Source organism: Thioalkalivibrio thiocyanodenitrificans ARhD 1, from assembly GCF_000378965.1.
Classification (GTDB): domain Bacteria; phylum Pseudomonadota; class Gammaproteobacteria; order Ectothiorhodospirales; family Ectothiorhodospiraceae; genus Thioalkalivibrio_A; species Thioalkalivibrio_A thiocyanodenitrificans.
Genome location: NZ_KB900536.1, coordinates 1,133,071 through 1,146,673 on the forward strand (window position 1 = coordinate 1,133,071; position 13,603 = coordinate 1,146,673).

At 63.9% G+C, this 13,603-nt stretch carries 13 protein-coding genes, 1 tRNA gene and 1 pseudogene; 5 read left to right on the forward strand and 10 right to left on the reverse strand.

Annotation, left to right across the window (positions count from 1 at the left end; all coding sequences use genetic code 11):
- Positions 1–33: 33 nt before the first annotated feature.
- The 3 genes from gcvH to THITHI_RS18515 form a co-directional block, all read right to left on the reverse strand.
- Positions 34–471, reverse strand: coding sequence for a glycine cleavage system protein GcvH (gcvH, locus tag THITHI_RS0105305; protein WP_083908663.1), 438 nt, complete (start codon positions 469–471; stop codon positions 34–36).
- 701 nt (positions 472–1,172) lie between these two features.
- Entirely contained in the window at positions 1,173–1,403 is a 231-nt protein-coding gene (locus tag THITHI_RS0105310) for a sulfurtransferase TusA family protein (protein WP_018232041.1), read from the reverse strand.
- Between the two features lie 146 nt (positions 1,404–1,549).
- Entirely contained in the window at positions 1,550–1,906 is a 357-nt protein-coding gene (locus THITHI_RS18515) for a rhodanese-like domain-containing protein (protein WP_033336906.1), read from the reverse strand.
- Between the two features lie 353 nt (positions 1,907–2,259).
- Here THITHI_RS18515 and THITHI_RS0105320 point away from each other — a divergent pair, with 353 nt between their 5' ends.
- From THITHI_RS0105320 to soxB, 4 genes are all read left to right on the forward strand, one after another.
- Positions 2,260–3,705 (forward strand): M48 family metalloprotease, encoded by a 1,446-nt coding sequence (locus THITHI_RS0105320; RefSeq protein ID WP_033337085.1) that lies wholly within the window; start codon positions 2,260–2,262, stop codon positions 3,703–3,705.
- A 318-nt stretch (positions 3,706–4,023) separates the two neighbouring features.
- Positions 4,024–4,491 (forward strand): thiosulfate oxidation carrier protein SoxY, encoded by a 468-nt coding sequence (gene soxY, locus THITHI_RS0105325; protein WP_018232044.1) that lies wholly within the window; start codon positions 4,024–4,026, stop codon positions 4,489–4,491.
- 48 nt (positions 4,492–4,539) lie between these two features.
- Entirely contained in the window at positions 4,540–4,848 is a 309-nt protein-coding gene (gene soxZ / locus THITHI_RS0105330; RefSeq protein ID WP_018232045.1) for a thiosulfate oxidation carrier complex protein SoxZ, read from the forward strand.
- A gap of 227 nt (positions 4,849–5,075) precedes the next feature.
- Positions 5,076–6,875, forward strand: coding sequence for a thiosulfohydrolase SoxB (gene soxB, locus THITHI_RS0105335; RefSeq protein ID WP_018232046.1), 1,800 nt, complete (start codon positions 5,076–5,078; stop codon positions 6,873–6,875).
- A gap of 397 nt (positions 6,876–7,272) precedes the next feature.
- On the opposite strand, the gene THITHI_RS18520 is transcribed toward soxB, so the two are convergent.
- Positions 7,273–7,830: a tetratricopeptide repeat protein gene (locus tag THITHI_RS18520; protein WP_198005579.1), complete on the reverse strand. Its 558-nt coding sequence runs from the start codon at positions 7,828–7,830 to the stop codon at positions 7,273–7,275.
- A 483-nt stretch (positions 7,831–8,313) separates the two neighbouring features.
- Between THITHI_RS18520 and THITHI_RS20985 the strand changes: the two are divergent.
- Positions 8,314–8,436, forward strand: a pseudogene (locus tag THITHI_RS20985) (ATP-binding protein); the annotation flags it as partial.
- Between the two features lie 484 nt (positions 8,437–8,920).
- On the opposite strand, the gene THITHI_RS0105345 reads toward THITHI_RS20985, so the two are convergent.
- The 6 genes from THITHI_RS0105345 to pal form a co-directional block, all read right to left on the reverse strand.
- A tRNA-Lys gene (locus THITHI_RS0105345) sits at positions 8,921–8,996 on the reverse strand.
- A 142-nt stretch (positions 8,997–9,138) separates the two neighbouring features.
- Positions 9,139–10,407 carry a YeeE/YedE family protein gene (locus THITHI_RS0105350; protein ID WP_018232048.1) on the reverse strand — a complete coding sequence of 423 codons (1,269 nt, stop codon included), beginning with the start codon at positions 10,405–10,407 and terminating at the stop codon, positions 9,139–9,141.
- A 192-nt stretch (positions 10,408–10,599) separates the two neighbouring features.
- Entirely contained in the window at positions 10,600–11,274 is a 675-nt protein-coding gene (queC, locus tag THITHI_RS0105355) for a 7-cyano-7-deazaguanine synthase QueC (protein ID WP_026186078.1), read from the reverse strand.
- Between the two features lie 186 nt (positions 11,275–11,460).
- The gene (gene queE, locus THITHI_RS0105360; RefSeq protein ID WP_018232050.1) at positions 11,461–12,114 is read right to left on the reverse strand and encodes a 7-carboxy-7-deazaguanine synthase QueE; all 654 of its coding nucleotides are present in this window, start codon (positions 12,112–12,114) and stop codon (positions 11,461–11,463) included.
- Between the two features lie 111 nt (positions 12,115–12,225).
- On the reverse strand, positions 12,226–13,020 hold the full coding sequence (gene ybgF / locus THITHI_RS0105365; protein WP_018232051.1) for a tol-pal system protein YbgF: 795 nt from the start codon (positions 13,018–13,020) through the stop codon (positions 12,226–12,228).
- Positions 13,020–13,562, reverse strand: a complete 543-nt coding sequence (gene pal / locus THITHI_RS0105370) for a peptidoglycan-associated lipoprotein Pal (RefSeq protein ID WP_018232052.1) — start codon at positions 13,560–13,562, stop codon at positions 13,020–13,022. Before pal ends, ybgF begins: the two co-directional genes overlap by 1 nt.
- Between the last annotated feature and the right edge of the window lie 41 nt (positions 13,563–13,603).

Consider the following 13,603-nt stretch of genomic DNA (forward strand, 5'->3'; position numbering starts at 1 on the left):
GGGAAAGGCGGCCTCGGATTTCACGCCGCGATCTCAGCAGCCGCCGAATCCGTCCTCGTCCATCTTGGCCTCGAAGGCGGCCAACGCCTCGGCGCCGGTCTTCAGGTCGCCGGACTCGCCATCCCAGTCGGCGGGCTTGAGCCTGACCAGCCAACCCTCTCCGTAGGGGTCTTCATTGATGAGACTCGGCCTTGCGGCCACCGCATCATTGATGGCGACGATCTCGCCGGTCACGGGGGTCTTGGCCGGACCCACCCATTTGCCGGATTCCATCGTGGCACAGGACTTGTCCTTTTTTACTTCCCGGCCCACCTTCTTCGGGGTGTAGGAAACCATCTGACCGGCGAGGGAACCCGCATAGGAGGTCATGCCGACCGTGGCGGTGCCGTCAGCCTCCTGACGCACCCACACGTTGTTGTCGATGCTGTACATCAGGTCTTCAGGAATATCACATCCCCGTACTAAGCCCATGCTTTCCTCCGGTACATTCTTATGGATGGACCAACCCGCGGGTCAGGACGAACCCGGAAGTTCCGTCCCTGTTATCAAAGGCTATCCGCTAATCGCGCCTCGGGATGAGGCCGGCCAGCACGCTGGCTCTTGATGACGTGATCAGCCTCCCGGTTGACGTCGGCCGATCGAGCAATTTTATACCCCCGTGAAGCGGGCTGGCAAACGCGCATATCAGGCTCCCATGCCCCGCATCACGAGTAAAATCAATGAGCTTCACGTACCGTTCCGCGTGGCGGGCGAGTCCTTCGTGGCATCACCTTCCGGTGACATCCATCCCAGTCAACACAGCCACAACAACCGTAGGAGCCCGGTCCCCCGGGCGATCCTTCCCAGGCCAAAGCCCCTTTCGCCCGGGGGACCGGGCTCCTACGGGGGGATGATCGAGCCACTGGAAACGTCGAGGCGCCTGTCCGTTTCGGACCTTGCAACCCGTGAGTACACCCGCCATGGTCACAGGACCAGGGGGGATCGCGAAACGGGGAGATGGCCAGGGTTGATCGTGCCGGTCAGTGACCGACAGGCCGTGACGCTGCCCGGTTAACGACCCGAAGGAGGGGGGGTATCGCGGCCACAAACCAGGGGATGGTTGTGGCAAAGGAACCGCCGCTGCCGGAGGAGCCGGAAGCGGCGGCGCGGTCTTTTTCAGAGTTCGGGCCCGATCAGTTCTTCTTCATCAGGAAGTAGAACTTGCCGCCATCCTCGCGGCTTTCCAGAAGCTCGTTGCCGGTCTGCTTGGCAAAGGCCTCGAAATCCTTCACCGCACCGGGGTCGGTGGCGATGATATGCAGCACCTGTCCGCTGCTCATGGATGCCAGGGACTTCTTGGCGCGCAGGATGGGCAGGGGGCAGTTCAGCCCGGACGCGTCGAGTTCCTGATCGAAATTAGCCATTGTTCCAATCTCCTCAATGAATACGTTCTCGTGGGTACCTTTCCGGCTACGAAAAGGTAAATCTTATATTCTTATATTCAAACTCTAACAAGCTACAAGCCCGGACCCTCGGGGTGCCATTCAATATTTTCTATGCGGCTAACAGCTTACCTTATTGAAGCCGTTTGCACAGGTGCCGGTGCCGGATCCTCCAGACCCAGGCCTGCCTGGGCCCATGCCGCGACGCCTCCCCGCAGATTGTAGACCTCTGTGAAACCGTGCTGGGCAAGAAAGGCACAAACCTGCGCCGAGCGGGCTCCGGTCCGGCAATAGATGATCAGGGGTTCTTCTTCGTCCAGGTCCTGCAACCGCAGGGGCAACAGGTGCATGGGGAGTAACGAGGCCCCGCTGATGACTCCTCGCGCGGTCTCCGAGGGCGTCCGCACGTCCAGCAAGCGGAACGCCTTGCCGGCATCGCGCCACTGCCACAGGGTGCTCACGTCGATTTCCTTGAATCCGTACACAAACAAACCTCCTCATGGAATCAGGCCTACAAACCGACAATAATCATATTCTAATATTCAATCTTTTAGCCAATGCATCTGCTCCGGCAGATATGACGATCCGTATCGACCTTGCCGCAGGGGCTGAACGCCCGTGCCACCGCAGTGTCATAATATGTCGGACCACGGCATCGTATATGACCCCGCATGTCCAGCCCCGTCCGGTCAGGAGATGAGACCCTGGAACAGAGCAGCAACACAGCCCGGCCATGTCACCCGGTGAGACCCGTCAGGGCCACCGGCAAACCGCTCCGGACCGACATCTGCACCTGCGGGCACCGCATGGCGGCCCGTGCATGCGCTCCGGGCGGCCGATGACCGACCCTCAACCATACCGCCAAGCATTGCGCCACTTCTTCCACAACGTGTGCCTGCTCCTGATGCTCGCCATCGCGGTGCCGGGCACCCTGTCCGCGGACCTCAACCTGCCGGACATGGGCGATCCTTCGGCGGCCACGCTTTCGCCCGGCCAGGAACAGCAACTGGGCCGTACGCTGCTGCGCGAGGTGCGCCGCACCCTGCCCCTGGAACAGGATCCGCTCATTAACGCCTATGTGCAGGCCCTGGGGCAGCGGCTGGTTTCCAGCACACCGGACGCCCACGCCCATTTCCGTTTCCTGGTGGTGGACGACCCGCGCATCAACGCCTTCGCCATGCCCGGCGGCATCGTGGGTGTCAATACGGGCCTGATTGCGGCGGCCCGTGATGAATCAGAACTGGCGGCCGTGATCGCCCATGAGATCGCACACGTCACCCAGCGCCATCTGGCGCGCATGTACGCGGACAGCGCCCGCATCGATCTCGCCACCGGGCTCGCCATGCTGGCCGGCATCATTGCCGCTGCCTACGACCCCCAACTGGGACAGGCCGCCATCGTCGGGGGCATGGCCGCCGGCACCCAGGCGCGCATCAACCACACCCGCGCCAATGAGCAGGAGGCCGACCGTATCGGTATCTCCATCCTGGCGGCTGCGGAATACGACCCCCATTCCATGCCACGCTTTTTCGAACGCATGCTGCAACTGAGCCGGGCCAATCCCGACAGCATCCCCGATTTCCTGCGCACCCACCCGGTCACGACCGCGCGAATCAGCGACAGCCGCGCGCGTGCGGATCAGTATGAGGACCGGGACTATCGTCGGGACTCCACCGAGTTCGTCTTCACGCTGGCCCGCGTCAAGGCACGTATCGATGCCGCCCAAACCGTGGCGGAGTTCCAGCGGGGCCGCGATCAGGACAAACCGGAGGCCCGCTATGGCTACGCGGTTGCCCTCCTGGAACGCGGAGAGACCACGGCCGCACGGGAGGCCATCGATGCCCTTACGGATGAGGATGCACCGCGCCTGTCCCTGCAGCTGCTGCGCGCCGAAATCGCGCAACGTGAGCGCCGGCTCGCCGATGCCCTCTCGATTCTGGAGGGCCTCAATGACATCTACCCCCGCCACGCGCCGGTGATTCACGCCTATGCCGAGGTCCTGCTGGATGCCCGCCGGCCCGAGGATGCGCTGGCATTGCTGGACCGATATCTTGCCCAGTCCCCGGATGACCCCCAGCTCATACGCCTGAAGGCACGCGCCGCTGATCAGGCCGGGCAGCGTGCCGTCAGCCACGAAACCATGGCAGAGTATTATTTCTACCTTGGACGCTATGGGGAGTCCCTTCACCAGCTCGAAATGGCTCTTCAGGCCCCCGACCTGACAGCCTTCGTGGAGGAACGGGTCCGCGACAAGCGGAATATCGTGCGGGATTGGGTCCGTTAGCGTCCCGACCTTGGCGGTGACTCGCCCTGCCTTTATTTCGGAATGTTCTTATATTCAAATTCCGGCATTGCCATGTGACAGGAAACGGGTACCCTTGTGGCTCGGCGCGCCTGTGCCCCCGACCCATGATCCTCGCGGATTGAGAAGCGAAAGACCTGCTTCCGGGGGTTCCCATGACCGGAATTCGGGCGCGGACGTCCGGAGCCTGTCCGAGTGATCCGCCCGAAGCGCGGCCCCGATGAGGGGCCGAGGCACCGCGATTCACGGCCGCCGAATACAATATACAACCGCAACCACACAACAACTTCTGGAGTCCACATGAACAGCAAGCGTCGAGTGTTTCTCAAGGGCACCCTGGCCGCAGGCGCGGTGGGTGTCGCCGTGGGCGCGGGCCTGCTGGCCCCCCGCACCGTCCTGGCCGCCTGGCCCGAGGCCGCCTTCCAGGCCCAGTCCCTGTCCGATGCCCTGAGCGCCGCCATGGGCTCGGACTCGCTCAGCGACGGCGACGTCTCCATCCAGGCCCCGGACATCGCCGAGAACGGCGCCGTGGTGCCGATCTCCATCGAATCGGGCATCAGCGGTGCCACCAGCGTGGCCCTGCTCGTGACCAACGCCAACTTCCCGCTGACCTCCTCCTATGAGCTCGGCGAGGGCGCCAAGCCGGTGGTCTCCACGCGTATCAAGATGGGCGAGACCTCCGATGTGGTCGCCGTGGTCAAGGCCAATGGCCGGCTCTACAGCGCCTCCAAGGAAGTCAAGGTCACCATCGGCGGGTGCGGCGGCTAAGCACGCCCCTCACGCCCACAGCCAGCATTCATTGAAGGAGACACCATCATGTCCAGCATTCGAGTACGTGCTCAGATCAGCGGCGACACCACCAACGTGCGCGCCCTGATGAGCCACCCCATGGAGACCGGCCAGCGCAAGGACAAGGCCGGCGAGGCCATCCCCGCCCACTACATCAAGGAAGTCAAGGCAGAGGTCGGCGGCCGTCATGTGCTGACCGCCAACTGGGGTCCGGCCATCTCGCGCAACCCCTACCTGTCGTTCGAGTTCACCGGCGCCTCGGCCGGCGACACCCTCACCCTCTCCTGGGTCGACAACAAGGGCGAGTCCGACTCCACCGACGTGCAGATCGGCTGATACACTGTCCCCGCAACCGGGCTCCGAAAGGAGCCCGGTTTTACGTTTCAGGCAGCCCTTGGACGGACGACGGACCACATGCGAGAAGCCGGTGGAATAATCCCGTCCCCGGACGCGTCTTTCCCCGGATGTGCGCGGCAGGCCCGTTGCCCGGCATGCGCTGGCCCCCTCGACGACAAGATCACCATCACGCCCGATCGCAGACCAAGTTTGGAGGACATCCCGTTATGAATCTATCCCGCCGAGAATTCCTGCAGGTCCTCGCCGCGGCCAGTGCCGCCGGCTTCAGCCTCAGCGGCTGTGGAAACGATGCCGCCCCGGGCAACAACGGCGCCAATCGGGCCGCCGCCAACGGCCCCAGCAATCCCTACGAGCTGAAGCCCTACGGCAATGTCAGCCTGATGCACTACACCGACTGCCACGGGCAGCTGCTGCCGATCTACTTCCGGGAGCCCAACATCAACCTGGGGGTCGGCGACATGCACGGGCGTCCGCCGCACATCGTCGGCAAGCGCCTGCTCGAGTACTACAACATCGAGCATCCGAGCCTCTGGTCTCACGCCTACACCTACCTGGACTTCGTCGAACTGGCGGAGAGATACGGCAAGGTGGGCGGCTTTGCGCACTTCGCCACCCTGGTCAAGAACATCCGCGCCCAGCGCCCGGGTGCCCTGCTGCTCGACGGGGGCGACACCTGGGGCGGCGGATCCGGCACGGGCCTCTGGACCAACGCCCAGGACATGGTGGACATCCAGAAGCTGGTCGGCGTGGACATCATGACCGGCCACTGGGAATACACCTTCGGCGCCGACCGGGTGAAGGAGGTCGTCGAGAACGACTTCGCCGGCCACATCGATTTCGTGGCCCAGAACGTGGTCGACGTGGACTGGGAGGAACGGGTCTTCAAGCCCTACGTCATCAAGAATCTGAACGGCGTGAACGTCGCCGTGATCGGCCAGTCGTTCCCCTATACGCCCATCGCCAATCCCCGTTACATGGTGGCCGAATGGTCGTTCGGTATCCGCCACCGCCAGATGCAGGAGACCGTCAACGATGCCCGCGCCGAGGGCGCCGAGGTGGTGGTCGTGCTGTCCCACAACGGCATGGACGTGGACATCAAGATGGCCGGCCTGGTGGACGGCATCGACGCCATCATGGGCGGCCATACCCATGACGCCGTGCCCCAGCCGCTCGAGGTCAAGAGCCCCAACGGCCACACCTGCCTGGTGACCAACGCCGGCTCCAACACCAAGTTCCTGGGCGTGCTCGACCTCGACGTGCGCAACGGCCAGGTGCAGGGCTACCAGTACAAGCTACTGCCGGTGTTCGCCAACCTCATCGAGCCGGACCGCGAGATCGCCGAGTACATCACCAACATGCGCAACCAGTCGGTCACCTACGACGGCGAGACCTTCAACATGCAGGAGAAGCTCTCCGAGGAGATCGCCGAGGCCGAGGAACTGCTCTACCGCCGGGGCAACTTCAATGGTACCTTCGACCAGGTGATCTGCGACGCCCTTATGGAACAGGTGGACGCCGAGATCGCCTTCTCGCCCGGCTTCCGCTGGGGCACCTCAGTCCTGCCCGGCCAGAAGATCACCTTCGAGCACGTCATGGACCAGACCGGCCTGACCTACCCCGCCGTGACCCGCAACGAGATGACCGGCGAGATGATCAAGACCGTGCTCGAGGACGTGGCCGACAACCTGTTCAATGAAGACCCCTTCTATCAGCAGGGCGGCGACATGGTCCGCGTGGGCGGACTGAAGTACGCGATCGAGCCCGGCGGGGCCATGGGCAACCGCATCTCCGACATGGAACTGGACGGCAAGCCCATCGACCCGAACAAGACCTACGTCGTGGCCGGCTGGGCGAGCGTGCAGGAACAGCCCGCGGGTGACACCGGCCGCAAGATCTGGGACGTCACCGCCGAGTACCTGCGTGACCACAAGACCATCCGGGCGGGCGAACTGAACGTGCCCCTGATCAAGGGCATGGGAGACAACCCGGGCCTGGAGAAACTCTAGCCGGAATCGCCCCACAGGTTGTTCACCCCCCCTGTAGGAGCCCGGTCCCCCGGGCGAAACAGGCCTCGGCCTCGGCAAAATCGCCCAGAGGACTGGGCTCCTACACGGAGGCAACACACACGTAGGAGCCCGGTCCTCCGGGCGAACGGGGCCTGGCCTGGGCAGAATCGCCCGGAGGACCGGGCTCCTACGGGAACGACCCGCACGGAACGCCACAGGCCCGCCGGATCTCCGGCGGGCCTCTTTTTTGCCTGAAACCACCGCAACCAAGGCCGCCCCGGCCGGTCGTGGTCCGGGCCATACGCTTCCCACGAACGCCGTCACGCGTTCCGCGAGGAACGAACCCCTCGCCGTCCCCGCAACATGCGCCCGGCAGGACACCCGGCCCCGCGAAACGCTATCGACCCCGCTGCGCAGCCTCCTGCTGCCAGGCATCGGCCAGCCGCCGCGCCTGCTCGACCTGCTCCCGGGTCATGTGGACCGCCACCGCATCACGATATCTCATGGCGGCCTCACGCTGCCCCGGCTCAAGTCGCAGTACGCCTTCGGACGGATCCATGTGGGCCGCGGCCAGGTGGGCCCACTTGTGGGCCAGGACGTAGTCCTGCGGCACACCCTGGCCCAGCGCGTACATCACGCCCAGTCCCAGTTGTGAAGGCCCGAAACCCTGGACTGCCGCCTTGCGGTACCAGCGCATCGCCTGATGATGATCCCGGGCGACCCCGTGACCGTTGTAGTACATGTACCCGAGATCGTGCTGCGCGGGTGCCCCGCCCTGCTGCGCGGCCCTGTCCAGCCAGTGGAAGGCCTTGTCAAAGTCCCGGGGCACTGCGGTGCCATGCAGGTACAGGTTCCCCAGTACGGCCTGATCCATCACCGACCCGAGATCCGCCGCCTGTCGCAAGGCCTCGAACCCCGGAGGCTCCGCTGGATCCGCATCCGCCGACGCCGTCACGAACAGAACAATCCCCAACAGAACTGCGAGGGCGCATCTCCGCCGCCCCCCGGGTTTACGCTCCTGGTTCCCCATGGTGTCCTCCAGGCGGCCATGCCGCCGTCCAACGGTATGGGGGGACACGCCCACATACACGCGTGCCCGCATATCCGGCGCCACAGAGCGCGCCGAAGCGAAGGCGTATATAACTGATAGTAGCAACCCGTGACGGGGATGATTCGAAGCCTGTCACCGTTTGGCGAGGCAATGAAGGGCCCGGTGACGGCCGGTCCCAGTATTCATCATAAGTAATTGATTTTTCGTGGTTTGCGCTGCGCCGTCGAGCAGGGCCGCCCCTGCGGCGCCTCCCACCTGGTTCCGGCATCGCCCCGTGCTACTCCGCGTGGCCTGATCGTTGTCTCGCGGTTCACACTGAATACTCCGATGCCCATCGCCGCTGTCCCGCCGGCAACGGCCGCCACCCGGGACCGAATCTCGTTTGGCGCCTTGGCCGCCGCCATACTGGATCGCAACCTGCATCACTCCCATGCCATCCAGACCAAAGGGGATAGCTACAGGCTGAGGGAGAAACACACGGCGGGGATCTTGAAGCCCCAACCAGCGACAACAGCTCGCCGGGTGGGTCAATTTTACTTTGCAGAAATTCCGTTAAAGTGGGTCAGTTTTCAGTTGCCGTTGACACGCGCCCGCAGGAAAACCGCCGACAGACTGGGAGATGGTTCGGGGCATCGGGCACCTGGGACAGACAACACAATATGGCCGAGCATGGTGAGCAAAGTGGCGCATTTCAATAATCGCGCCACATTCACATGGACCGTGATCTTCAGTCATAGCAAGGCCAGCCCCTCAACCCATGTCCGCTCGAAGCACGGGTTCCCCGATTTGGGGGCCGAATTAGGCTTCCAAGGCTCAGTTGCGCGGGGGAAACCGGGGACGGAAACCGGGACAGACCACGGTATTTCCGTTGAGGACGAAGACCTGCCTTGGGGAAGGGACCAGGGCTGCTGCCACAGCGCACGAATCAACGGTGACCATTCTGTGACCCACGAAAAACCTGGCATATGCCGGGCTTCGTAAGCGCGTGATTAAATGGTGGGTCGTGTAGGACTCGAACCTACGACCAAGAGATTAAAAGTCTCCTGCTCTACCAACTGAGCTAACGACCCGTATCCGGAGGGACCGGCAACGGACTGGGCCGTCACCGAAAGGCGGTTATCTTACTATGCTCCGCCCAAATCACAAGCCCGCGCGGACGCGGGCTTGCGGGCAAATAACACGGCCGGGGCCCCGAGAGGCCCCGGGCCTTCCTCAGACCGCTTCCAGCTTGCGCATGCTGCCGGGCAGCAGCTTGAGATCCACCAGACCCGTGACCAGTGCCTTGAGGAACGTGGCCTCGTCTTCGTAGACCATCTTGTAGTACTGCACCTTCATGGTGAGCGCCGCACCCAGAACAATGGTGGCGAATGTCAGGAACCCCCCCAGGGCGAGGGTGGATGTGCCGGTGATGGCCTGACCAACGGTGCAACCCATGGCGAGAACACCACCGACGCCCATGAGTACGGCACCAATGAAGTGGTTCACGAAATCGCGGAAGGAGGCGAACCACTCGATACGGAAACGCTTGCTCACCAGGGCCCAGAACAGCGAACCCAGGATCACGCCAACAAGGGAGATGACGCCGAAGAAGAGCACCGAGTTGTCGAAGCCGGCCATCACATAGCGCAGGGATTGCCCCATGGGGTTGATAAAGGTGAACGACTGACTGGACCAGGGCATGGCCTCCGCGGGGCGGCCTTCGGGATCATCAGCCAGGAAGTCCCAATCCTGTATGTAGGCACGCATCTCGTAGGTATCCATGCCGTCGGTCACCTGGACGCTGCTGGTCACGTACCAGGCGCCGATCACCACCAGGCCGACCACCAGGCCGCCCAGGATATTGTCGAAGCTGGAACGGAAGTCGGCCGCCTTGAATACCCAGTACAGCAGCAACAGGCCCAGGACCAGCCCGATGATCAGGCGGGCCCACACGGCAGCCTCGCCGCTTGCGACGATGGAACCCAGGTCCTGACCGCCGCTCATGGTGATGGACAACTGGTTGGTCCAGCCAAACATCAGTTGATAGAGCGTCTCCCCCGTGCCGAACACCGGTTGCCTGGTCGTCAGCCAGAAGGCGATGACGGCAATGACGAGCATGACCATCAGGGACTTGATATTGCCGCCACCAACACGTATCAGTGTCTTGCTGCCGCAGCCGCTGCCGAAGGTCATGCCGATACCGAACATGAAGCCGCCGAGCGCATGGGCAATCCAGTTGAAATTGGCCATGCGATACGGGGGGAAGGCGCCATCGGCATCGACCAGGCCCATGGACTCGAACACCACCACGCCCAGCATGGCGACCGCAATGGCCAGTATCCAGGCGCGCATGCGGCCCAGATCACCCATATTGACCCAGTCGGAAACCGCGCCCATGGTGCAGAAATTGGCCTTGTTGGCCACGGCGCCCAGGATGAATGCCAGCACGAAGGTGGCGCCCAGCACCACCGCCGCTGCGGTCGGGAAGCTCTCGAAAACCATGTTATTCCTCCAGCGACGAACGCGTGTCGAGGGCGAGACCCCGAGATTGACTGCGATCGGACGCCCAACCCCTCGATTTGGGCGGGTGTGCATGGTCCGACCGCTTCCGGCGCGGGATTATACCCCCAGGCAGGATGGGTGTCATGATTTGACAACACGGGCTCCCGGGAAGGTCCCGGCAACTGCCGCGGATCAGGGCTTCCTGTAACGGGTGGCATCCTCCACACCCGCCTCGGCAAAACCTCGCGCACGCAGCCGGCATGCATCGCAGACGCCGCAGGCCCGGCCCTCTGCGTCCGCCGAGTAGCAGGACACGGTGGCGGCGAAATCCACGCCCAGGTCGTGTCCGCGCCGGATGATGTCCGCCTTGCTCATTTGCTGCAGGGGCGCATGGATGGTGAACCCCGGTCCCTCCACGCCTGAGCGTGTGGCCAGATTGGCCAGCCGCTGGAAGGCCTCGATGAATGCCGGACGGCAGTCCGGATACCCGGAATAGTCCACCGCGTTGACGCCAATGAAGATATCCCGGGCCGGAAGCACCTCCGCCCAGGCCAGGGCGATGGACAGGAATACGGTGTTCCGCGCAGGCACGTAGGTCACCGGAATGCCTTCAGACGGCTCCCGGGGCACCGCGATGCTTGTATCCGTGAGCGCCGATCCACCGAACACGGAAAGGTCCAGATCAACGATACGATGATCCCGGGCGCCCAGGGCGTCGGCCACACGGCCCGCTGCCTGAAGCTCCACGGCGTGGCGTTGCCCGTAGCGAAAACTCAGGGCATGGCATGCATAGCCCTGTTCACGGGCCATGGCCAGAACGGTGGCGGAATCCATGCCGCCGGAGAGAAGGACGACTGCGTTTTTCATCGAGTGATACTTACTTTGGTGAGGCGGGGCAGATCGGGACGGGCGATGAAGTGCGAAGTGCGAAGTGCGAATTGGGAAGTTGGATGCAAAGACCTTGATTTCGAACATCCAGAATCCCGGTTCGGACGGTCATTCCCACTTCCAAATTCACACTTCGTACTTCACTCCAAATTCACACTTCGTACTTCATCGCCCCGCTTCCTCCCCCCACAGGTACTTGTGCAACTGGATCTGGAAGCGCACGTCCAGGCGGTCGGCGATGATCCAGTCGGCCAGTTCGCGTGCCGGGAGCTGTCCGTGTCCGGGGGAGAACAGTACCTCGCAGCGGGCACTGATGTCATGGGTGGCCACGGTCTGCCTGGCCCATTCGTAGTCGGCCCGGTCGCAGATGACGAACTTCACCTGGTCCTGGAGCGACAGGTAGCGCAGGTTCTCGAAACGATTGCGCGCGCACTCGCCGGAACCCGGCGTCTTCAGATCCATGACCTTCACCACCCGGGGATCGACGCCGGCCACATCCAGGGCACCGCTGGTCTCCAGTGACACCTCGTGGCCCGCATCACACAGGCGCTTCAGCAGCCCGTGGCACGGCTTCTGCGCCAGCGGCTCGCCGCCGGTCACGGTCACATGGCTCACGCCGTAGTCACCCACCCGCTCCACGATGGCGTCCACGGACATCCATTCTCCACCGGTGAACGCGTAGGCGGTATCGCAATAACCGCAACGCAACGGACAGCCGGTGAGCCGCACGAACACCGTCGGCCAACCCACGGTCCGGGATTCGCCCTGCAGGGACAGGAAGATTTCGGTGATGCGCAGGCGGTCGGTGTCGGTCTGCATGGGGATGGATCGATGAGGGATGATCGGCCATTGTAGGATCCCGCCCCCGCGGGCGAAACCGGGGGGCAGGATCGCCCGCGGGAGCGGGCTCCTACGGGGGCATCCTTTTGATTACCTGCCTTCGTCGCGCATGCGCCGCAGGCGCTGCTCGGCCAGGCGGGCCACGGCACTGCCCTGGTGATTCGCCACCACCTGTTCCAGCGCCGCACGGGCACGATCCCACTGCCCGAGTTCATAGTGAGTGAACCCCAGCTTGAGCTGCGCGTCGCCGATCTTGTTGCTGTCCGGGTAGTCAGCCATCACCTTTTCGAACTCGACCAGAGCACCGTCGAAATCCCGACTCACATACTTGGCCTCACCCAGCCAGTATTGTGCGTTCGCGGCCAGTCCGCTTTGCGGATAGTCATTCAGAAAGGCACGGAACGCGCTCACCGACTGATCGTAGCGCCCTTCGCGCAGCAGATCGAAGGCGGCCCGGTAGACCTGCTGCTCGTCCGCGGCACCAGGGGCCGGCGCCACCGGTGCCGCGGGATCGGCCGGATCCGCCACGATGGGGGTATCGGGCCGGGCGGGACCGGGGCCCGGGGCCACCCGGACACCGCCCTCCTCCAGCGCCTGCAGACGCCGGTCCACATCCAGGTACAGATCCCGCTGCCGGCTGCGCAGGTTCTCCAGTTCGTGCTCGCTGGTTTCCGCGCTGCCCCGCATGGCGCGCACTTCCTGCTCCAGCGCGTCCAGGCGGCGCATCATGTCCATGAGCGCCTGGTTGTCCATCAGGCGCTCGAGGCGCTGGATGCGGGCGTCCAGTTGCCTGGGATCCGGCATGGCCTCCTGTTGCGCAGCGGCCAGGCCCGGCACCAGGAGCGCCGACACCATCAGGACCCGCGCCCTGTCACGTAATGCCATTACATCCCCTCCCGGTCATAGACCAGCTCCACACGGCGATTCCGGGCCCAGGATTCCTCGTCACGCCCGAACGCCGCGGGCACCTCTTCACCGTAGCTGATCACCTGGATCTGGTCGGCCCGGGCGCCCTGCAGCATCAGCATCCTCTGCACGGACTGGGCGCGCCGTTCGCCGAGACCCAGATTGTACTCCCGTGTGCCCCGCTCGTCGGTATGGCCCTCGGCGCGCACCCGTACGCCCGGGTTGTCCGCCAGGTACTGGCCGTGGGCGGTGATCACGTGTTCGTACTCCGCCCGGATGTCACTGCGATCGAACTCGAAGTAGACGATGCGCTCTGCCAGCGGGCTGTCGGGGTCGTCCAGCGGATCGGCGAACAGCCGGCCGTCCGGATCCAGGGGCATGGTCTCGATACCCGTATCCGGCCGTGCGGACGGGTCACGGACCGCGGCGGGGTCCTCGTCGCCGGGGCGCGTCGCCTTGGCGCAGGCACCCAGGGCGAAGGCAAGCACCAGTACAAACAGGATCTGCAGCGTGGATTTCATGGCACGACTCCTCGTTGAATGAAAGTGGTTCCCGATCTTGG